At 36.4% G+C, this 20,778-nt stretch carries 19 protein-coding genes; 13 read left to right on the forward strand and 6 right to left on the reverse strand.

The window, feature by feature from the left end; all coding sequences use genetic code 11:
* Positions 1-150 precede the first annotated feature (150 nt).
* Complete coding sequence (locus ABN212_RS05275) at positions 151-396, forward strand: DinI-like family protein (protein WP_036934877.1); 246 nt, start codon at positions 151-153, stop codon at positions 394-396.
* A gap of 121 nt (positions 397-517) precedes the next feature.
* Here ABN212_RS05275 and ABN212_RS05280 read toward each other — a convergent pair whose 3' ends face one another.
* Together ABN212_RS05280 and ABN212_RS05285 are read right to left on the reverse strand one after the other, a co-directional pair.
* Complete coding sequence (locus ABN212_RS05280) at positions 518-757, reverse strand: YecH family metal-binding protein (RefSeq protein ID WP_023581559.1); 240 nt, start codon at positions 755-757, stop codon at positions 518-520.
* A gap of 110 nt (positions 758-867) precedes the next feature.
* On the reverse strand, positions 868-1,083 hold the full coding sequence (locus ABN212_RS05285; protein WP_023581560.1) for a DUF465 domain-containing protein: 216 nt from the start codon (positions 1,081-1,083) through the stop codon (positions 868-870).
* A gap of 252 nt (positions 1,084-1,335) precedes the next feature.
* Between ABN212_RS05285 and eco the strand changes: the two genes are divergently transcribed.
* On the forward strand, positions 1,336-1,827 hold the full coding sequence (gene eco / locus ABN212_RS05290) for a serine protease inhibitor ecotin (protein ID WP_255311068.1): 492 nt from the start codon (positions 1,336-1,338) through the stop codon (positions 1,825-1,827).
* An 88-nt stretch (positions 1,828-1,915) separates the two neighbouring features.
* On the opposite strand, the gene ABN212_RS05295 is transcribed toward eco, so the two are convergent.
* Positions 1,916-2,353 carry a universal stress protein gene (locus tag ABN212_RS05295; RefSeq protein ID WP_151435692.1) on the reverse strand — a complete coding sequence of 146 codons (438 nt, stop codon included), beginning with the start codon at positions 2,351-2,353 and terminating at the stop codon, positions 1,916-1,918.
* 534 nt (positions 2,354-2,887) lie between these two features.
* Here ABN212_RS05295 and ABN212_RS05300 point away from each other — a divergent pair.
* Positions 2,888-3,802 carry a cation diffusion facilitator family transporter gene (locus tag ABN212_RS05300; protein WP_349442972.1) on the forward strand — a complete coding sequence of 305 codons (915 nt, stop codon included), beginning with the start codon at positions 2,888-2,890 and terminating at the stop codon, positions 3,800-3,802.
* Between the two features lie 82 nt (positions 3,803-3,884).
* Here the strand turns inward: ABN212_RS05300 and ghrB are convergent, their stop codons facing one another.
* Positions 3,885-4,844, reverse strand: a complete 960-nt coding sequence (ghrB, locus tag ABN212_RS05305; protein WP_349442973.1) for a glyoxylate/hydroxypyruvate reductase GhrB — start codon at positions 4,842-4,844, stop codon at positions 3,885-3,887.
* Positions 4,845-5,429: 585 nt separating this feature from the next.
* Here ghrB and galE point away from each other — a divergent pair.
* The 10 genes from galE (at position 5,430) to ABN212_RS05355 (ending at position 18,824) form a co-directional block, all read left to right on the forward strand.
* Entirely contained in the window at positions 5,430-6,446 is a 1,017-nt protein-coding gene (gene galE, locus ABN212_RS05310; protein ID WP_198620784.1) for a UDP-glucose 4-epimerase GalE, read from the forward strand.
* Positions 6,447-6,491: 45 nt separating this feature from the next.
* Positions 6,492-7,547: a UDP-glucose--hexose-1-phosphate uridylyltransferase gene (locus ABN212_RS05315; protein WP_349442974.1), complete on the forward strand. Its 1,056-nt coding sequence runs from the start codon at positions 6,492-6,494 to the stop codon at positions 7,545-7,547.
* 258 nt (positions 7,548-7,805) lie between these two features.
* Entirely contained in the window at positions 7,806-8,966 is a 1,161-nt protein-coding gene (gene galK / locus ABN212_RS05320; protein WP_198620782.1) for a galactokinase, read from the forward strand.
* The gene (galM, locus tag ABN212_RS05325; protein ID WP_198620781.1) at positions 8,966-10,036 is read left to right on the forward strand and encodes a galactose-1-epimerase; all 1,071 of its coding nucleotides are present in this window, start codon (positions 8,966-8,968) and stop codon (positions 10,034-10,036) included. Before galK ends, galM begins: the two co-directional genes overlap by 1 nt.
* Positions 10,037-10,219: 183 nt before the next feature.
* Positions 10,220-11,230 carry a substrate-binding domain-containing protein gene (locus ABN212_RS05330; RefSeq protein WP_198620780.1) on the forward strand — a complete coding sequence of 337 codons (1,011 nt, stop codon included), beginning with the start codon at positions 10,220-10,222 and terminating at the stop codon, positions 11,228-11,230.
* A gap of 322 nt (positions 11,231-11,552) precedes the next feature.
* A complete protein-coding gene (locus ABN212_RS05335) occupies positions 11,553-13,187 on the forward strand; it encodes a sodium/sugar symporter (RefSeq protein ID WP_198629858.1) in 1,635 nt (544 codons plus the stop codon).
* A gap of 257 nt (positions 13,188-13,444) precedes the next feature.
* Positions 13,445-15,481, forward strand: a complete 2,037-nt coding sequence (locus ABN212_RS05340; protein ID WP_198620778.1) for an IreA family TonB-dependent siderophore receptor — start codon at positions 13,445-13,447, stop codon at positions 15,479-15,481.
* 113 nt (positions 15,482-15,594) lie between these two features.
* Positions 15,595-16,452, forward strand: coding sequence for an alpha/beta hydrolase (locus tag ABN212_RS05345; RefSeq protein WP_232797514.1), 858 nt, complete (start codon positions 15,595-15,597; stop codon positions 16,450-16,452).
* A 398-nt stretch (positions 16,453-16,850) separates the two neighbouring features.
* On the forward strand, positions 16,851-18,017 hold the full coding sequence (locus ABN212_RS05350; protein ID WP_109371020.1) for an MFS transporter: 1,167 nt from the start codon (positions 16,851-16,853) through the stop codon (positions 18,015-18,017).
* A gap of 228 nt (positions 18,018-18,245) precedes the next feature.
* A complete protein-coding gene (locus ABN212_RS05355) occupies positions 18,246-18,824 on the forward strand; it encodes a DUF1287 domain-containing protein (protein ID WP_232797532.1) in 579 nt (192 codons plus the stop codon).
* Positions 18,825-19,300: 476 nt separating this feature from the next.
* On the opposite strand, the gene ABN212_RS05360 is transcribed toward ABN212_RS05355, so the two are convergent.
* Positions 19,301-19,684, reverse strand: coding sequence for a YkgJ family cysteine cluster protein (locus ABN212_RS05360; RefSeq protein ID WP_109371014.1), 384 nt, complete (start codon positions 19,682-19,684; stop codon positions 19,301-19,303).
* A 406-nt stretch (positions 19,685-20,090) separates the two neighbouring features.
* Entirely contained in the window at positions 20,091-20,435 is a 345-nt protein-coding gene (locus ABN212_RS05365) for a DMT family protein (protein ID WP_075670926.1), read from the reverse strand.
* Positions 20,436-20,778 lie beyond the last annotated feature (343 nt).

Below are 20,778 nucleotides of genomic sequence, written 5' to 3' on the forward strand. Positions count from 1 at the left end.
TTATTATGCATCTTATCATTAAGCAGATAGAGACGCTAAAATATTATTTAATGCGTAATAATAAAAATTTTACTAAAAAGACTTTTCTTTTTTCTTAGAATATACTACTGTATTTATATACAGTTTATTTGCCTTTAAATGGTGAAACCAATGCGTGTGGAAATTTTATTTAATAAACAATCTAAGATAACCGACTCATTATTTCCGCTCTTAGAACACGAACTGAGAAAAAAGATCATTCCAGAATATCCAGATATGCAGTTTCGTATCGCCTTTAGTAGCATGAATTCGATTCAAGTTACAGGCATAAAAGATGAAACTAAGCATGAACACATAATGGAACTTATTCAAAGTGTTTGGGAAGATGATGGCTGGTTGCAAACAGACGATGAATAAAATGTAGTAAATAAAGTAATTACGATTGTCAGAACGAATTGGCTTTTTATTTGTTTATATAAAAAGCCAATGACATAGAAAAGGAAATCACTGGCAATCGAGCTTTAAAACTGTATATCTATCAATGATGACAAATCTTATTTTCACTCGTTGTAAATCCACCTTCTGCTGGAATAAATTTACCTTTCCTTTCTAAGAAATCAACTAATTCAGTCGCTGTCATATTTTCAGCTGAACAAGTATGAAAACGTGAGTCATTGCCGAATTGTTTATGGATAGCATCAATTAGCGATGTTTTAGTAAATGCAGTCTCTGAAGAAAGGATCATTTGCAAAACTTCATGACCATGTATTGATGACATATTGAGCCCCTAAAAAATAAAAGATACATTAATTATGCATCTTTATGGGGTAGTATCTTTGTTTTTAATCATAAAAAGCGATGACAGATTATCATCGCTTAAAAAGAGCCTTATTTTTCACTTCGTTGAAGTATTTTTTGCATTTCATCTTTAAGATGAAGCTTTTCTTTTTTTAGTTTGGCAACTTCATCGTTATAGCCAGCTCCGTTAGGGCCTTCTAATTTAGCAATTTCTTGATCGAGTCGATGATGTTTATCGTAGAGAGCTTCAAAGCGGGGATCACTATTTCTTAATTGAGAAACAAGGGCTTGTTGATCTGAGAACATATAACCTCCTATGAAAAGAAATTGGGTCTCTATTTCAGTATAATCATAGATAGCTTATCTGCACGGTGATGTATCACAAATTTACATTTCATGAAAAAACGTGATTTTTCTTTTTAAAACATTCAGAATTATCCACTCATAGTACTATTTACTAAGATGTTAGCATTCAATCACTAAAAATATTAGTATTCAGATAATGAGCAATAAAAACATCTGACTAATTTTGTTAACGGCGAAGTGTTCGCTGTAAAAATGGAGAGAGTGATGAACAAAGTAATATTATCTTTAGTAGCAGCAATGTCTTTATCTGCGTGTGCACAAGCTACTGACAGTTTAGATAAAGTTGCACCTTATCCTAAGGCTCAAGAAAATCAAGTTCGTCATGTTATCGAATTAGAGAAAAAAGATAATGAAAGCAATTACCAAGTTGAATTAATTATTGGTAAAGAACTTAAAGTAGATTGCAACCATCAGTGGTTTGGTGCGGATTTAGATGAAAAGAATTTAGAAGGTTGGGGTTATAGCTATTATGTTGTTGGCGATTTAAATGGTCCAATGTCAACAATGATGGGATGTGCTGACAATACGAAAAAAGATGCCTTTGTACAGGCAAATATAGGATCAGATGCCTTTATCCGCTATAACAGCAAATTACCTATCGTTGTTTATGCACCAAAAGATGTTGATGTGAAATATCGTATTTGGTCAGCGGCTGAGACTACTCAAGATTCAGTTAAAAAATAACAGTCAACCTGATTTTAAATAAACCATCATTTGCTAAAAAGCCCTTTGTTGTTGAGATAAAGGGCTTTGTTGTTATTTAAGCTAAATATTAGCGTATAACTAAAACTGACATTTTGGCATGGCGTACAATTGATGATGCTGTTGAGCCTAATAAATAAGAGGAAACATTAGGTCTATGTGACGCAATCGCAATTAAATCAGCATCAATGTGGCGGGCATATTCTAAAATTTCATCTTTTGCGTTACCAACACCAACATTACATATAATTTGCTCATCAGGAATTTTTGCATCTTTAATCATGTCTTGTAGTGCAACAAAAGCAAGACGAGTACGTTCTGACGAGTCTTTGAATTTTTCAGGAATAGCAGCAAACTCGATACCAAAGAAAAGTTCAGCATTAGGAATAACGGTGAGGAAGTGGATCTCAGGTTTACCCACCTTTGCTATTTGTTCAATGTGAGCGATTAGTTCCTGAGAAAGTTCATCTTCTAAAATATCAATGGGAACTAGGATTTTCTTATACATTACAAACCTCACTTAGCGTTAGTTTAAAATATTTACCATTATCGCCTAATAGTAAAAAATAGCTGTGATCTGTGTTTTAAATAAGAGTGAGAATGATTATTTACTACTTTACATTATTAAGCATTAAAAATTAAAAACAGGCTGAAATAATATTAACAATATAATGAAAATAAGTTATATACCTTAACTCGTTGACAGGGAAGCAATTAATAATGTCATGTTAAAAATAAATTTCTCTTTTTCTCATTAAAAATAGAAAATGCATAAAAGAATGATTATCAATTATATTATTGTTCTGTATCTATAAGATTTTATTGATAAAAATAAGAGACAGAAAGATTTAAATATGGCATATTAATAGACAATGACATCTCAATATGATGTCTGGACAGCAATCTTAGTCCCTAAACTGGATTGTTATTCAGAGTCGTCCTTTATCCTCACCAATGAGTTATGGAACCTGAAATAACCTATGGAACTCTATTTATTTATGGCAATAGAGTAGGCTATTTAAAACCAAATAAGATTATTATTATGACACATAATCACATTGATGATATTGAGTTGGATCGGGCTGATAATAAGCAGTCTGAAAAATTTAAGGCAGCTAAGAAAAGCACGTTAGTGAGTGTTTTTGTCAATATCATTTTATCCATTTGGCAAATTACAGTGGGCTTTTTTTCACACTCTCAAGGTTTAATTGCCGATGGCATTCACTCACTCTCTGATCTTATTGCTGACTTTGTTGTTTTAATTGCCAATAAAGGTAGTCAGAAACAACCTGATGCTGATCATCCTTATGGGCATTTTCGTTATGAAAATGTGGCATCACTTATTCTTGGGACGATTTTATTAATTGTTGGTTTAGGAATGGTGTTTTCTGCCATTCATAAAATTTTAGATCCCTCTACTATTCCTGAAGTTCATAGTGTTGCTTTATATGTGGCTTTACTTGCATTAGCTGCTAAAGAAGGATTATTTCGCTATATGCTTGCTGTTGCAAAAAAAGTGGACTCAAATATGTTAGTCGCAAATGCTTGGCATGCGCGTTCTGATGCAGCTTCTTCATTAGTTGTTGCAATTGGTATTATCGGAAGTTTGGCTGGATTTAAATTTTTTGACCCATTAGCAGCATTAATTGTCGGATTATTTGTCGGTCGTATGGGATGGCGTTTTACTTATCAAGCTCTACAGGATTTAATGGACAGAGGGGCTGATAAAGAGACGCTGGAAGAGATTAAACAGATGCTGGTTTCAACACCAGGCGTGCAAGGCGTTCATGATTTAAAGACGCGTCGTTCAGGTGATTATTTACTCGTAGATGTACATCTTGAAATTAAAGGTGATCTCACCGTTAATGAAAGTCACGAGATTGTTGTTAATGCACGTAATAAGGTTTTGCAAAATAAACAGATCTTGAGTGTGATGGCTCACGTTGATCCTGCTTAAACTGATTTGCACATCTAATAAAAAAGGTAATGATAGATTTTCATTACCTTTTTTTGTATCTAAAAAAACGCTATTTACTATTTTAGAAATTGACGCAGTTTTCTTTTACGTGATCACTTAGCGCCGCAATCAGATTATCTACTGCACATTCAGCCATCGCATAGCGAGTCTCTTTTGTTGCAGAGCCTATATGTGGAACAGCAACGACATTCTTCATCGTTAATAAAGGTGAAGATGAAGATAGAGGTTCTTTTTCAAAAACATCAAGTCCAGCACCTGCGATCTCTTTTTGTTCTAATGCATGGATTAGTGCCAATTCGTCCACCACAGCTCCGCGCCCTGCATTAATTAAATAAGCGTCAGGTTTCATCATCGAAAATTGTTTCTGTCCCATTAAATGATGCGTTTCTGGTGTTAATGGTAACGTGATACAGACGAAATCAGATTGCTGTAATAAGGTCTCTAAAGTGCAATGCTTTGCAGTAAATTTATCATTTACTTCTGTATATTCTGTACGTGAGTGATAAAGAATATTCATATTAAAACCAAAGTGTGCGCGCTGTGCTAAAGCTTTTCCTATTCGCCCTATTCCAATAATACCCATGGTTTTATGATGAACATCAGTACCATACCAATCAGGTGTGATACCTTTAATCCATAAGCCTTGTTTAATATTATCAGCAAGTTCAGGAATGCGTCTTGCTACGGCAAGTACTAATCCCATCATGGTATCTGCGACGGTGTCTGTTAATACGGTTGGAGTATGCATTAGTTTAATATTACGTTTAGTGAGTGCATTAACGTCAACATTGTCATAGCCAACAGAAACCGTTGAAACGGCTTTTAAATGAGGTGCTTGGTTAATAAAATTTTCATCGATGTTGCCACCAGCACCTAGTAATCCAGAGGCATTGGCAAGTGCTGAACGAAAATCATTAGAGTCTAAAGAGAGCGTTTTAAATTGTTTGATATCAGCAAAATTAGCTAATTTTTTGTACAGTTTTTCAGGAAGATCTTGATATAGCACGACAATCGGTTTCATTATATTTTCCTTATATACTCGTCATACTTCAAACCACAGCGTTGTTGACTTGGTTCACTCGCATTAGTCACATACTAATGTATGCTCCTAGCGACTCATTTACTTGTCGCCTAGCTGTGCCTTGAATTATTTAGAGTATCTATTTAATCATTAGAATATCTATTTAATAAGATGTTTATAGCATTTACTCAAGTAGATGTAGTGTAGGCTCACTTTTCGTAGAATTATTGAGAGTGTTCTTACTACGCTTAAACATATTAGCGAGGAAGTTAATAAGGTATGATAAAACCCATTGAATGTCAGTTTTATCATATAATTAGCGCATTAAATGAGATGTAATCGTTTACTTTTAATGTGTATTATTTTTAGTGTTAAGGCGAGATATAGTGTTACTTATTCTATTGAATTACTGTAATACAATTCTAAATTAGGATGTTGTATAAAAATTTAAAGCGCACAAAAAGAGTGTAAACGTTTACACTAAATGTCGGTTTGATCACGAAATGATTTTGTTGATCTTGCTAAACTCTGTGTCAGTGAACAGAAACCGTCTTGCGCTTTTCCTTTGAATCAAAAGAGGTGAATGTGGAAATATTAGTGACAGGTGGTATGGGATATATCGGTAGTCATACTTGCGTACAAATGATTGAAGCAGGCATGACACCGATTATTTACGATAATCTTAGCAATGCGAATGAAGAAGTACTTAATCGTGTTGAAGCCCTAACAGGTAAACGCCCTCTGTTTTATAACGGTGATATTCGTGATGAGCAGCTATTAGCATCAATTTTTGCTAAGCATTCTATTCAGTCTGTTATTCATTTCGCGGGATTAAAAGCGGTTGGTGAATCCGTCCAGAAGCCAATTGAATATTATGACAACAATGTTAATGGCACATTGGTGCTCGTACGTTGTATGCGTGATGCGGGCGTAAAAAGCATTATTTTTAGCTCATCTGCAACTGTTTATGGTGATCCGCAAGCGGTTCCTATCACTGAAGATTCGCCAGTAGGGGGCACGACTAACCCTTATGGCACCAGTAAATATATGGTTGAGCGCATTTTATCTGACTTATTTATTGCTGATGAAAGTTGGTCTATTAGTTTGTTGCGTTATTTTAACCCAGTAGGGGCGCATCCATCAGGTACGATGGGGGAAGATCCTAAAGGTATTCCAAATAACTTAACCCCTTATATTGCTCAAGTGGCAATTGGTCGTCGTGAACAAGTGGCTGTTTTTGGCGATGATTACCCAACAAAAGACGGTACCGGTGTTCGTGATTATATCCATGTTATGGATCTGGCAGATGGTCATATCGCAGCATTAAATGCATTAGGTAAAAAAGCGGGCTTACATATTTATAATTTGGGAACAGGTAACGGTACTAGCGTGATTGAAATGATTGAAGCATTTCGTAAAGCTAGCGGTAAACCTATTCCTTATCAATTACAAGCTCGTCGTCCTGGTGATATTGCAGAATGTTGGTCAAGCCCTGCAAAAGCAGAGAAAGATTTACACTGGAAAGCCATTCGTTCAATTGATGATATGGCTGCGGATGCTTGGCGTTGGCAGTTACAAAACCCAAATGGTTATCTGAAATAAGACGTAAAGTATTCAGATAATCTTGAATAAATAAGAGAGAAGGCTATGTCGAAACTGATTTTTGATCCTGTTGAACATCCTCATCGTCGTTATAATCCGTTAACTGGCCAGTGGATTTTAGTTTCACCACATAGAGCGAAACGACCTTGGAATGGCAAAGATGAAAAGCCTCAGATTGCGACACTTCCCTCTTATGATCATCACTGTTATTTGTGTCCAAATAACACCCGTGTCTCTGGCGATAAAAATCCAGATTACACAGGAACGTATGTCTTTAATAATGACCATTCTGCGTTGTTGCAAGACGAATATCATATTGAGCCTTCATCAAATCCTTTATTTCAAACTCAAGCAGTAAGAGGAATTAGTCGAGTTGTCTGTTTCTCACCTGATCATGGAAAAACTATTCCTGAATTATCCGTCAGTAGCTTACGTAAAATCGTTGATACTTGGGATAATCAAATAGAAGAACTCAGCAAAGAATATCTTTGGGTTCAAGTATTTGAGAATAAAGGCGAAACGATGGGATGTTCTCAACCTCATCCTCATGGGCAAATTTGGGCGAGTGATTTTTTACCTAATGAATTAGCGCGAAAAGATGCGCAATTAAAAGCTTATTTTGAAAAATACGGGCGCAATCTATTAATCGATTATGTCGATGCTGAATGTAAAGATGCAAGTCGTACCGTAGTTGAAACTGAGCATTGGCTGGCGGTAGTACCTTATTGGGCTTCTTGGCCTTATGAAACGATGTTATTACCTAAAGCGCATATTCGAAGAATGAGTGAATTAAATAGTGCTCAGCGAGATGATCTTGCTATTGCAATGAAAAAATTAACAAGTCGTTATGATAATTTATTCCACTGTTCTTTCCCTTATTCAATGGGATGGCATTTTGCGCCTTCTTTTAAAGATGATAGAAATATCGATCATTGGCAATTACATGCGCTTTATTATCCGCCATTATTACGTTCAGCCACTGTGCGTAAATTTATGGTGGGATATGAAATGCTGGCAGAATCGCAAAGAGATCTAACGCCAGAACAAGCCGCGAATAATTTACGTCAAGTAAGTGACATTCATTATAAAGAGCAACGTTAATGGCCATGCAATATAGCAAGGTATTTTAATTAATCTGCTTTTTGCGCACGAAATAAATTAAATCAAGCATCTTATTATTTACATAATGATGTGGTGGGTTTTTTATACTCCTCATCCTTCAAGTTGCAGAGGTATTGGCTACGCTCAGCTACCCGAATCACATACATGAGTATTCTCATTGGGATATCTTTGCTTGCCGCCTACCTGCAACTCAAATGATTTAGAATATATTACTTAATTTTAAGCTAAGGATTTATTATGCAGGCACTTATTAATAATGTGACTCGTTCATTTTCATCTATTTTTGGTTACGCACCTACACATTTTATTCAAGCGCCTGGTAGGGTAAATCTTATTGGCGAACACACTGATTATAATGATGGGTTTGTTTTACCTTGTGCAATTAACTATCAAATGGTCGTTGCCGCAGCAAAACGAGAAGATAATATTATTCGTGTCATTGCTGTTGATTACCAAAATGAAGTTGATGAATTTAGCCTCGATAATACCATTGAGTTTTTACCTAATAAAATGTGGGCTAACTACGTTCGGGGTGTTATTCATTTTCTACAACAAGATAACTATTCTTTTCATGGTATGGATATTGCGATATCCGGAAATGTCCCTCAAGGCGCAGGGTTAAGTTCTTCTGCTGCGTTAGAAGTCGCCATTGGTCAAACGCTTAAAACACTTTATCAATTACCTATTAGCCAAAAAGAGATTGCATTAAATGGTCAAAAAGCAGAAAACCAATTTGTTGGTTGTAACTGCGGCATTATGGATCAGCTTATTTCGGCTTGTGGTGAAGAGAATCATGCACTATTAATTGATTGTCGTTCATTAGAAACGTCGGCAGTGACAATGCCCGAAAATATGGTTGTGATGATTATCAATACTAATAAAAAGCGTGGGTTAGTTGATAGTGAATACAATACTCGTCGCCAACAGTGTGAAGAAGCCGCTCAGATTTTAAATGTGACTGCATTAAGAGATGCCACATTAGAGGATCTACTTGCAAAAAAAGCATTAATGAGCGACGTGGTTTATCGTCGGGCACGCCATGTTATTACTGAAAATAGCCGTACATTAGAAGCGGCTGACGCCTTGCGTGAAGGTGATTTAACAACATTGAGTCAACTGATGATGCAATCACATCACTCAATGCGTGATGATTTTGAAATTACAGTCAAAGAGGTTGATTCATTGGTTGAAATTGTGAAATCGGTGATTGGTGATCGTGGTGGTGTAAGAATGACTGGTGGTGGATTTGGCGGTTGTGTCGTAGCATTAGTGACACCAGATTTAGTTGATAAAGTCATTGACTCTGTTAAGGCGCAATACGAAGCTAAAACGGGATTAAAAGAAACTATCTATGTCTGCTCTGCAAGCCAAGGAGCGGGCTATTCGGAGGCAAAATAATGGCGACTAATGAGCTTCGTTTTCTTGAACCTGAACAAATGACAGCACAACCCGCATCAGATGGAAAACCTGCGCAAATAGTAGTGCTTAAAAATCGTTTTGGTATGTCTATCTCTTTAATGGATATTGGTGCGACTTGGTTAACCTGTATTGTACCAGTTAATGGATATCGTCGAGATGTGTTATTAGGCTCGGCGGATATGAATGCCCATAAACAACAAACTGCATATTTAGGTGCAACGGTTGGGCGTTTTGCTAATCGCATTGCAGGGGCAAAGTTTGTATTAGAGGGGCAAGAATATAAAATTAGTGCGAATGAAGGTAAAAATACCTTACATGGTGGTAAGCAAAACTTTAGCCATCTTCGCTGGGGGATCACCGCGCAATCTTCTCAATCTGTCACTTTTTCACTAATTTCAAATGATGGTGACCAAGGTTTTCCCGGCACTGTAAAAGTAAGCGTGACCTATACACTGACAGATAATAATGAAGTGTGTATCGATTATCAGGCGATGAGTGATAAAACGACACCATTAAGTTTAACTAATCATGCTTATTTCAATCTTGCGGGTGAACATACTGCGCGCACTGCACTTGAGCATGATTTAAAAATCTGTGCGACTCATTATTTAAAAAATGGTAAAGGCAATATTCCTACAGGTGAGTTTGCAAGCGTCATAGGGACAGGGTTTGATTTTCGTAAATTAAAGCGTGTTGGCCTTGATTTTATGGCAGATGAGTGCCAAAAAGCCGCAAATGGTTACGATCATGCGTTTATTTTAGATAAGAAAGCGATTGATGATAAAACCCCTGTTGCGACGGTGATTGCTCCTGAAGGCGAACTTAAAATGGATGTTTTTACAACCATGCCTTCTGTGCAGTTCTATACAGGTAACTTTCTGGTAGGAACAAGAGGAAAGAGTCGTCATTACGGCAATTACTCAGGGTTGGCATTAGAAACACAATATTTCCCAGATGGCCCTAATCATCCAGAATGGCATGAAAACCAAGGTATTTTACCTGCAAATACCGCGTGGAATAGCCAAACAATCTATAAGTTTTACTCGTAACAACAAAAGGAAAGTGTAAACGCTTTCCTTTTCACTATTTATTTGATCTTTTTACTTTTTAAATTTCCCTTCTTCGCTGATAATCAAGCCACTTAAATTCTATTACTCTCTTTTTTCTTTGTTTGTAGATTAACGGTTCGTTATTTCTTAACCATGAATAAAGGTGATCCATAAGGGGTGGATATGGCGACTATCAAAGATGTAGCGAAAGAAGCGGGTGTTTCTGTCGCGACTGTATCTAGAGTCATTAATAACTCGCCGAAAGCAAGTCAGACATCTATTGAAACCGTTAATGCGGCGATGCAAAAGCTAGGCTATCGACCTAATGCAGCAGCAAGGGCTTTGGTTAGCCAAAGTACGCAAACTTTGGGTGTTTTAGTGCATGACGTTTCTGATCCCTTTTTTGGTACACTCGTTAAAGCGGTTGATAACGTTGCAAGACAATCAGGGAAACACATCTTGGTCTGTAATGGTTATCATGATGCTCAAGATGAGCGACAATCTATCGAGTTATTGATTAATAGTCGCTGTGATGGTCTGGTGATCCATTCAAAAGCACTCTCTGATGAAGAGTTGCTGGCTTATGCTCAAGAAGTTAAAAGCATGGTATTGATTAACCGTTTTATTCCTGAAATTGCCGAACGTTGTGTCGCTTTAGATAATTATAAAGGGGCATGGATGGCAACAGAGCATCTTATTCGCCAAGGTCATACTAAAATCGCATATATTTCATCTACTCATCATATTGAAGATACAACTCAGCGTCTTGCTGGTTATAAAGCTGCTTTAGATGCTAATAATATCTCATTGCCAGAAAGCTATATTGAGTATGGTGAGCCTGAAGGTGAAGGCGGTGAAAAAGCAATGATGCATCTACTAACGAAATCTATCGATTTTACAGCCGTAGTGACTTACAACGATTTTATGGCCGCTGGGGCTTTATCTGTTCTTGATGAAAATGAAATCCCTGTGCCTGAAAAAATCTCAGTTATTGGCTTTGATGACGTATTAATTGCACGCTATATTCACCCTCGTTTAACCACGGTGCGTTATCCCGTACAAATGATGGCAGAACAAGCCGCAACACTCGCTATCAGGCTTTCTAAAGGTGAAGTGCTTGAACAAAAACAACGTATTTTTTCGCCAACATTAGTTCAACGTAATTCCGTTTTTAATCTTAGTCACCTCTCTTAATTACCTCATTTGCTTTTTAATTTAATCGATCCTCTTAATGGTTTTTACATTAAGAGGTCATACTTAATTAATTTGTGTAATCGTTATCATTTGTAGGGTTTTTTCAACGATTATTTTAATATCTGAAATTTATAAAATAAAACTATCATCGTATTTTAAGCTTAAATTTTGCTTTGCTCGTTATGCTAATTGTTTGTTTTCCTGTTTTATGATCCATTTACGTAACATAAGCGATAAATTTGTGAACAGAGTAACGGAAAAAGATTGTGAAAACGTTTACATTAAAATCCTATTCTCTCTATGGGTCTGAAAGGAAAATATTATGCATACAGAAGGTGTTGGGTTAAGCACAATAGACTATGCAATTTTTGCCCTCTATGTCGTCATCATTATTAGTCTAGGATTATGGGTTTCTCGTTCAAAGGATGGTGAGAAAAAAGGAACAAAGGACTATTTCTTAGCAGGTAAAACCCTTCCTTGGTGGGCAATTGGTTCTTCGCTTATTGCTGCTAATATTTCAGCAGAACAATTCATTGGTATGTCTGGTTCTGGTTTTTCCATTGGTCTTGCTATCGCTTCTTATGAATGGATGGCTGCACTGACATTAATTATTGTTGCTAAATACTTTTTACCTGTTTTTATCGAAAAAGGTATTTATACCATTCCAGAATTTGTCGAGAATCGTTTTAAAAGCCGTAACTTAAAAACCATTCTTGCCGTATTCTGGCTGGCATTATTTATCTTTGTTAACTTAACATCGGTACTATATTTAGGTTCATTGGCATTAGAAACCATCCTTGGTGTACCAATGATGTATGCCATTATTGGTTTAGCATTATTTGCTGTTGTCTATTCACTCTATGGCGGACTCTCTGCTGTTGCGTGGACAGACGTGGTACAAGTATTTTTCCTTATCCTTGGTGGCTTATTTACCACTGTATTAGCAGTCAGCTATATCGGTGGAGATGGCGGGATTATGGAAGGTTTGAGCAAAATGACACAAGCCGCACCTGATCACTTTAAAATGATCTTAGAAAAAGATAATCCGCAGTTTATGAACTTGCCGGGTATCGCGGTGCTGATTGGTGGCTTATGGGTGGCTAACCTTTATTATTGGGGCTTTAACCAATACATTATTCAGCGTGCTTTAGCAGCTAAATCCATTAATGAAGCACAAAAAGGGTTAGTGTTTGCTGCATTCTTAAAACTGATAGTGCCTGTTCTTGTGGTTGTGCCGGGTATTGCTGCATTTGTTATTACGACTAACCCTGAATTAATGGCAGGTTTAGGTACAATGGCACAACAGCATATTCCAACGTTATCACAAGCAGATAAAGCTTATCCTTGGTTAACTCAGTTCTTACCAGTAGGTGCAAAAGGTGTTGTTTTTGCTGCACTTGCCGCTGCAATAGTTTCATCTTTGGCATCTATGCTTAACTCTATCGCGACTATTTTCACGATGGATATCTATAAAGAGTATATTGGGCCAAAAGCTTCTGAAACCCGTTTAGTGAACGTGGGTCGTATTAGTGCAGTTGTTGCTTTAATTATTGCTTGCTTTATTGCACCATTATTAGGTGGTATCGATCAGGCATTCCAATATATTCAAGAATATACAGGCTTAGTCAGCCCAGGAATTTTAGCGGTATTCCTGTTAGGTTTGTTCTGGAAAAAAACGAATGCAAAAGGCGCAATCATTGGTGTGGTTTTATCTATACCGTTTGCATTATTTCTAAAATTAATGCCATTAGGTATGCCATTCCTTGATCAAATGATGTACACCTTTATGTTTACTACTGTTGTGATTGCTTTAGTGAGTTTAACCTCGACTAAAACTGATGACAGTGTAGGGGCGATTGCATTAACAGATAAAACCTTTAAAACACAAAGCGGATTCAATATTGCTTCTTACGCCATTATGGTCATTTTGTGTGTGCTTTACGCCGTATTCTGGTAATAGCAAGAGTGTAATTTGTTAATTTTCTAAATCTAAAAATACCCTACAAAACGATACAAAGCAGATGGTTATGCCATCTGCTTTTTTTGTGCTCAAGATCCGCTATTTCTGTACTTAATCGGAATAGCACTAATTTGCTTTGATGCAGATTAAAAAAAAACACTAAATATGAAAAGAAAATCATTCTCATGAATATTTGATTAAGATAATATTAATCATTCTCATTACCATAACCGTTATTAATTCAGGGAACTGCTATGAACTTTAAAATGGGTGTTTTAACAGCCTGTATTTTATCTGCCTCTTATCCGCTGTATGCACAAGAAAACAAAGAAGAAAAACTTGTAGTATCAGCATCAGGGTTTGCTCAACAAATTACAGATGCACCAGCAAGTATCACCGTGATCAGCAAAGAACAACTCGCTAAAAAGCCCGTTCATGATTTAGCCGACGCCGTAAAAGGTGTTGAAGGTGTTAGCATTAATGGTAATGCTAATAAACAAGAAATCACCATGCGTGGTTTACCGGGTGACTACACCCTTATTCTTGTTGATGGTCGTCGCCAAAATAGCCGTGAGTCACGTCCTAATGGGAGTGGTGGTTATGAAGGTGGTTTTATTCCACCAGCAGAGGCGATTGAACGTATAGAAGTTATTCGTGGACCAATGTCATCTCTGTATGGTTCAGATGCAATGGGTGGTGTTATCAATATCATCACGAAACCAGTAACAAAAGAGTGGCATGGCTCTGTTGCACTTGGCGGTACATTGCAACATAACCGTGATGCAGGCGATTCCATTAATGGTGATTTTTATCTTTCAGGACCTTTAATTGAAGATAAATTAGGCTTACAGCTTTATGGCAGTAGCTATTTACGTGCTGAAGATAAAATCACTTATGGCCAAGGTCGTAATGACAATAAAAATATTACGGCAAAATTGGCTTTCACACCGACTGATAATCAAACCATTTTATTAGAAGCGGGTCGCAATACGTTACAACGTACAACGACACCAGGTAAATCCATGAGTGAATTTACTATCCGTGGTGGAAAAGCGGATGAAAATAAAATGCTGGAAACCAATAATGACCGTAATCACTGGGCATTAACCTATAAAAATCAGTTTGATATTCTGCATTCAGAATTAAGTGTTTATCAAGAACAGACTAAACGCATCACCAAAACAGAAATGATTGATAAGGTGACAAAAGAGCGCGAGAAGTATTATGAAGATCGCCGCCCTGAAATTACCAATACTGTTTTTGATGCGAAATTTACTGCATTCTTGCCTGATAACGTGATGACTTTTGGTGGTCAATATCAATATTCACGTTTAAAAGATGAATCATCCACTGGCTCTGGTATTAAACAATCCACCATTACCGCAGATCAAAAAGCGTTATTCCTTGAAGATGAATATAGCGTAACAGACAACCTCGCATTAACTGGCGGTGTGCGTCTTGATGATCACGAATATTACGGTAATCACTGGAGCCCAAGAGCGTACGCCGTTTATCATTTAACGGATGAATTCACCTTAAAAGGTGGTGTAGCTAAAGCCTTTAAAGCACCAAGCTTACGTGAAATTAGCCCAGAATATGGCACTTCAACAGAGAAAGGTCGCGCGATTATGTACGGTAATCGTGATTTAAAACCTGAAACGTCTGTTAGCCAAGAAATTGGTATTGGCTATGATAATGGAGATGGTGTTACTGCAAGTGTGACGTTCTTTAATACTGATTTTAAAGATAAGCTAACTAACTACGATACAGGCGAAATAGACCCAATTACGGGTTTAAAACTGTATCAATACGATAATGTCGGTAAAGCGAATATTAAAGGGATTGAAACCGCGGTTGGTTTCCCAATTACAGAAAGTTGGCATGTCAATGCAAACTACACTTATATCGATTCAGAACGTAAAAGTGATGATGAAAAATTAGCATCAGGTGAATCCTTAAAAGGCTATCCATTAGATTTAACACCAAAACACAGCGCCAATGCACGAGTTGATTGGCAGTTTGACGAAGCAACCAGTTTTTATGCCAATACCGCTTATACTGGTAAGCAAGTTTGGGCGGCACAACGTAATGGTTACACTGGGGCACGTTATCGTAGTGGGTACACAACCTTTGATTTAGGAATGACCTACAACTTTAATAAAAACACGATGTTTAATTTTGCAGTATTAAATATTACAGATGAAACAGGTCCTGCTGTAAATGATAAAGGTGGCAACTGGGTTGTCGATGAAGGTCGTCGTTATTGGGCAAATATTAAATATAGCTTCTAATCGAGCCTAAATTTAAATAAACCCCGTTAAGTATGGGGTTTATTTTTTTATGCCTCTCTATTATTTTCATCTTAATGGCTCACTTTTTAAATTACCGACAGAGTATCTGATTTATGCGAATACTAATGTTATGTGGAATGCTTATGTTATCTGCGGTGGCTCAAGCTAGACCTAACCAAGAAGTTCCTGAAATTGAGTCTCAGGCTCACTCTTATTATCAAATTACAAATAAAGAAGTGGCATATGAAGGAAAACAATATCGCCTCTTTCTTGCTATTCCTAAAAACACCACTAAGACAACGCTAATTTATAGTGTTGATGGAAATGCCCAGTTTCCGTTGATGATAAACGAAGCCATAAAGCAGAAAAACAAACCGTTGCCTGCGATTATCAGTGTGGGGTATGTGGGGGATAGAGCTTATTTTATTACAGAGAGAACGCATGACTACACGCCGAGTGTAAAAGGAGAAGCATTTAGCCGAGGTGGAAATGCAGAAAATTTTTATCAGTTCTTCTTAACGCAAGTAAGGCCTTATGCGTTAGAGCAACTCGCTAAAGAACACGTTTCGATCACTCAGCAATCTTTGTTTGGTCACTCCTTTGGTGGCGTGTTTACCCTCTATGTTTTATTCAATCATCCAGAAACATTTCAACGTTATATCGCAGCAAGCCCATCATTATGGTGGGGAAAAGGCGAATGGGTGAAACAAGAGCAATGGCAAGCTATTCCTAATGATATTTCTATTGCAATAACCTTGGGGGAAAAAGAAGAAAAACCAGATTTAAGCCAATTAAGTGAAGAACAACAGAAAAATTATCAAAAGCGTAGTAGCTGGTTAACGCAACGTCAGTTATGTCAATATTTATCGGAAGCGGGAAAACAGTGTGAGTTTTATCTGTTTGAGGGCAAAGGTCACGGTGGTTCAATTCCTGATGCCATTAAAATTGCTTTAGAGAAAAGTGTGGAATAAACAAAAGTATCTCTTCATTTTTAGCTATCCTATCGAGTAACGATAGGATAGTAATGAATGTTTATTATTTTTATTTTATTTAGCACGTATTTACTCATAGTCTTCTTAATAAAAAATACTTATCATTTAATAAAAATAAATATTAGATTAGCGCTATTTCTTTTTGGTGGAAAAAGACGATAATCATGATTGATATAAATAAAATTGTTTTCTGACATTAGATTTTATAATTTTATTTATCATCATTTAAACGCTATATTCGCGTCTCCTGAATTTAGGAACGCCATCCACTGTTTTCACCTTTGTTTCTTTTATCTTTCCTAGATAAAAGAACCGCCTCTATCAGGCATCGAGAAAACAGCGCATCATCAACCGTTTTGACTGTGGAGACGAGGGTAGTGAAACAGAACACTACTTTGGTACGCAAAGGCGACAGTACATTAGTACCTGTGGCTGGGTTAACGGTATTTGCTATCGCGTCAGGCTATTTAATGAGTTTAATTCCACTGTCTATGAGCAGTTTTGGAATGGATACGCTCTATGCCAGTTGGTTAGCAAGTATTTATTTTATTGGATTATTAATAGGTTCAGTCATGATAGAACCTATTATTGCAAGAATAGGGCACAGTCTTTCTTTCGTTGTATTTTTATTATTGTTGGCAGTGACTGTCGGTGTGTTGCCTTTAATGCCTTATTTATCAGCATGGATGGTTTTCCGTTTTATTGGTGGTATGGCGGTTGCAGGTATATTTGTTGTTGTCGAGTCATGGTTATTAATTGGCGATAATCCTAAAGAGCGAGCTAAACGCTTAGGTTTTTATATGACCTCGCTTTATGGCGGCACAACATTAGGACAATTGGCGATTGGTGCAATTGGTACGCAAGGCGCTATCCCGTTTATGGCGATATTAGTTTTATTACTCATTGCCGTATTACCGCCTCTACTTTTTAAACAAGGGCAACCACAAGGGCACTCTCATAAAAGTTTATCACTCAAGCAGATGAGCCGATTAAATAAAGCCGCTTTAGTGGGCTGTATGGTATCTGGCGTTGTGATGGGTAGTATTTATGGCATGATGCCATTGGCTTTAAATCAAGGGCAATTTACAACAGACCAAATAGGTGTGTTGATGGCAGCAATTATTTTAGGCGGAATGGTGATCCAGCCTATTATTAGCAAATTGTCTGTGATGATCAGCAAGACACTGTTATTAGCGATGATGTGTTTAGTGGGCGTTTTTGCCATGGGACTGACTTATCTTTCTAGCGATTATATGGTGCTTATTATTGCACTAGCGCTATTGGGAATGTCTTCTTTTGCACTTTATCCTATCGCTATTACATTGGCATGCGATCATGTGAACGCGAGTTACATTGTCGCTATTACACAAGTGATGCTATTAAGTTATAGCATTGGCTCCGCTATTGGGCCTTTAGGGGCGGGAATGTTTATGGCGCAAGCCAATAACGGCATTATGAATTTCTTCTTTGTGGTGTTATTAGTGACGGCAGTTTACATGCTGTTTGCAAGTTTACGCCGTAAAAGTCATATTGTGTTGAACTAAACTGTATTCTCTTACTTTTTCTCTTTCTTATTTTTTTCCCTTATTTATCAGCCGAGCTTACCCTAAAGGTGGCTCGGTTTTTTTATCTCTACTCTAAAAACGGCTCTAAAAACGAATTAAGACTTCCCTGATATTTTTATGCTGTGCTTTATCAGTATAAACAGATAATGTTATTTCTTTCTTAAATAATGGATTTAACTTTTTCATGGAGAACATACAGTGAAAATAATGGGAATTACTGTTTTACTCTTACTCATTACTCCCTTTTCAAGTGCACAAGCGCTAACTTCAGAACAAAATAAAAAGCTGGTGGAGTATGCGGCTAACTTACCAAGAGCCGTATTTTACGACTCTGATTATCGTAAAATAGACTACCCAATGGGGGACGTGCCTGCTTATAAAGGAGTCTGTAGTGATGTGATTATTCGTAGTTATCGTGGGATTGATATCGATTTACAAAAATTATTACATGAAGATATTAAAGCAAATTTTTCTGCTTACCCAAGTAAACGAATGTGGGGATTGAATAAACCCGATACGAATATTGATCACCGTAGAGTTCCCAATTTAGAGGTCTTTTTCACACGAAAAGGAAAAGTAAAACCGATTACAAAAAATGCCGAAGATTATGTGCCAGGCGATATTGTTAGCTGGCGTTTAGATAATGGGCGGCCTCATATTGGAATTGTAGTAAATAAGAAAAGCGGGGATAACCAACGCTATCTAGTTATGCATAATATTGGGTTTGGACAAGTCGCAGAGGATGTCTTATTTTCATGGAAAATAACGGGGCATTTTACTTACTAAATAGATAAACGAGGAAAGTTTGGGTATCTGGTTTTTTATAAAAAATAGAATAAAAATAATAACAGGAAAAATAAATCTAGAATTTAAACGACAAGTAAAATAATGCCCATACTGATTTTATGTAAAGTATGGGCATTATTTCTGGGGAAGAATATTTTCATCAGAAATATTCATAATCATTCCTCTAAGCCACCGAGTAACATACTAACGACAGCAGTAGAACAGATAAAAGAAAGGAAAAGGATAAAAAAAGAGCTACTGATCATAATACCCTCCAAATATATCGCTATTTTTAAATAAAAAACCTCGCTAAACACACGTTATTAATTCATTACCTTATATACTAGGTTATTTAAAAATAAAGTCAAACTAACGTATTATTTAATAACAATTTTTTGCACTGTTATTTTATTTTTTATAAAAAAGCGTGTTGGGTATTACTAAATAATCAGGAGGGGCTTAACCCCTCTGATGTCTTACGCGCTGTGAGGTAAGGTGATATGAGTTAATGGCGGTAAACCATAAGCCGCTCTCGCACGATCACAAGCTTCATTAGGAATGCCATTTACCCAAGATTGTTGAAACTCACGACAAGGAGAAGGACGTTGTTCGTAGATAGAACAGCTTACACACTCTCCAACTTCACCAATCAGTTTGTCACAGCGTGGTTTTTTAGAATTTGTTCCTTTCATGCAAGAGAGAAAAGGCGTTAATGGTTCTGTTAATTCATCTGGAACCACACCGCCACCACTTACCATTTCAGCCCAATAGAACGAAACTCTAAAATAGGCGCAACAAGCACCACAATGCATACAGGGATTATCCTGCATATAAATAAAATCGTTAGAATGTTTGCTCATACCAGATACCATTTTATCTGACGTTAAAGTGACAAAACGCACGTTTTAAGGGTGCGGTAGTTTAAGAGAGGCAAAAAAAGACAGAGAAACGATGCTTCTCTTAGAGCAATCATTATGCGCCGAATGAAAAATATTTTTCAAGAGAAATGTTTCTATATATAGAATATTTTTATTACAAAACAGACTATTATTTTGGAAAAAAAATCTGAGTAGACTATATAACTTAATGGTAAGTGATGATGTTATTTAATCCTCCGTAAAAATCACACTATAAATAGTATTAAAAGTAATCAGAAAATGAGATTTCGAATAAAAAAAGCCTTATCAGTTTTGATAAGGCGATAACAAAATAAGCGTAGATAACATGCTGTAAAAATGAGCTAATGATATCTACTAATCGGTTTTTCTAAAAAGGGCCTTTAAAAATAAATAAAGCACCTGCACCAATTAAAAGAAAACCAATAAAATGATTTAATGTAAAATTTTCTCCCAAGTAAGTGACAGAAAAAATAGCGAAAATAGTTAATGTGATCACTTCTTGTATGGTTTTTAATTCTGCTGCACTGTAATAATTATGACCAATGCGATTTGCGGGTACAGCAAAGCAGTATTCAACAAATGCAATCAACCAGCTTAAAATAATGACAACAATAAGGGGTTTATTGCCATATTTTAGATGTCCATACCAAGCAAATGTCATAAAAACGTTGGAAATTATAAGAAGAATAATAGGGGTAAATTTGTAGAACATATTAGTGGTACCACTGGTCGTTTTTAGGCAAAAATTGCCAATAAGAATAGTATGAGATTACTGCAAAAAAAGAGGGTTTTCTATTGCTATGCTAAGAAAAAAAATAGTGAAAACTAAAATGGCAGACTTTTTTCGATATAAGAAAGTTTGTTATTTTATCAATTAAATGCAAAGTTAAAGTAGTAAATGGCTATTTTTAAAATTATTGGCTGAATTTCAATCTATTGATATTGTGTTAAATAATATTTTCTTATTATTAATCGATTGAAATTTAAATTTATCAAGTAAGATGCGATATGTCCTAAAATGAAGCTATTCGCACTAATAGATATGATATTAGTTA

The organism is Proteus genomosp. 6 (genome assembly GCF_040139785.1).
Taxonomy (GTDB): Bacteria; Pseudomonadota; Gammaproteobacteria; order Enterobacterales; family Enterobacteriaceae; genus Proteus.

Bases quoted from the DNA above. Each gene is read 5' to 3' on its own strand.
- ABN212_RS05360 (WP_109371014.1), bottom strand. From the start codon at position 19,684: ATGAGCAAACATTCTAACGATTTTATTTATATGCAGGATAATCCCTGT.
- ABN212_RS05330 (WP_198620780.1), top strand. From the start codon at position 10,220: ATGGCGACTATCAAAGATGTAGCGAAAGAAGCGGGTGTTTCTGTCGCG.
- ghrB (WP_349442973.1), bottom strand. From the start codon at position 4,844: ATGAAACCGATTGTCGTGCTATATCAAGATCTTCCTGAAAAACTGTAC.
- galM (WP_198620781.1), top strand. From the start codon at position 8,966: ATGGCGACTAATGAGCTTCGTTTTCTTGAACCTGAACAAATGACAGCA.
- ABN212_RS05295 (WP_151435692.1), bottom strand. From the start codon at position 2,353: ATGTATAAGAAAATCCTAGTTCCCATTGATATTTTAGAAGATGAACTT.
- ABN212_RS05300 (WP_349442972.1), top strand. From the start codon at position 2,888: ATGACACATAATCACATTGATGATATTGAGTTGGATCGGGCTGATAAT.
- ABN212_RS05335 (WP_198629858.1), top strand. From the start codon at position 11,553: ATGCATACAGAAGGTGTTGGGTTAAGCACAATAGACTATGCAATTTTT.
- ABN212_RS05285 (WP_023581560.1), bottom strand. From the start codon at position 1,083: ATGTTCTCAGATCAACAAGCCCTTGTTTCTCAATTAAGAAATAGTGAT.
- ABN212_RS05280 (WP_023581559.1), bottom strand. From the start codon at position 757: ATGTCATCAATACATGGTCATGAAGTTTTGCAAATGATCCTTTCTTCA.
- eco (WP_255311068.1), top strand. From the start codon at position 1,336: ATGGAGAGAGTGATGAACAAAGTAATATTATCTTTAGTAGCAGCAATG.
- ABN212_RS05365 (WP_075670926.1), bottom strand. From the start codon at position 20,435: ATGTTCTACAAATTTACCCCTATTATTCTTCTTATAATTTCCAACGTT.
- galK (WP_198620782.1), top strand. From the start codon at position 7,806: ATGCAGGCACTTATTAATAATGTGACTCGTTCATTTTCATCTATTTTT.
- ABN212_RS05275 (WP_036934877.1), top strand. From the start codon at position 151: ATGCGTGTGGAAATTTTATTTAATAAACAATCTAAGATAACCGACTCA.
- ABN212_RS05340 (WP_198620778.1), top strand. From the start codon at position 13,445: ATGAACTTTAAAATGGGTGTTTTAACAGCCTGTATTTTATCTGCCTCT.
- ABN212_RS05345 (WP_232797514.1), top strand. From the start codon at position 15,595: ATGCGAATACTAATGTTATGTGGAATGCTTATGTTATCTGCGGTGGCT.
- ABN212_RS05355 (WP_232797532.1), top strand. From the start codon at position 18,246: ATGGGAATTACTGTTTTACTCTTACTCATTACTCCCTTTTCAAGTGCA.
- ABN212_RS05315 (WP_349442974.1), top strand. From the start codon at position 6,492: ATGTCGAAACTGATTTTTGATCCTGTTGAACATCCTCATCGTCGTTAT.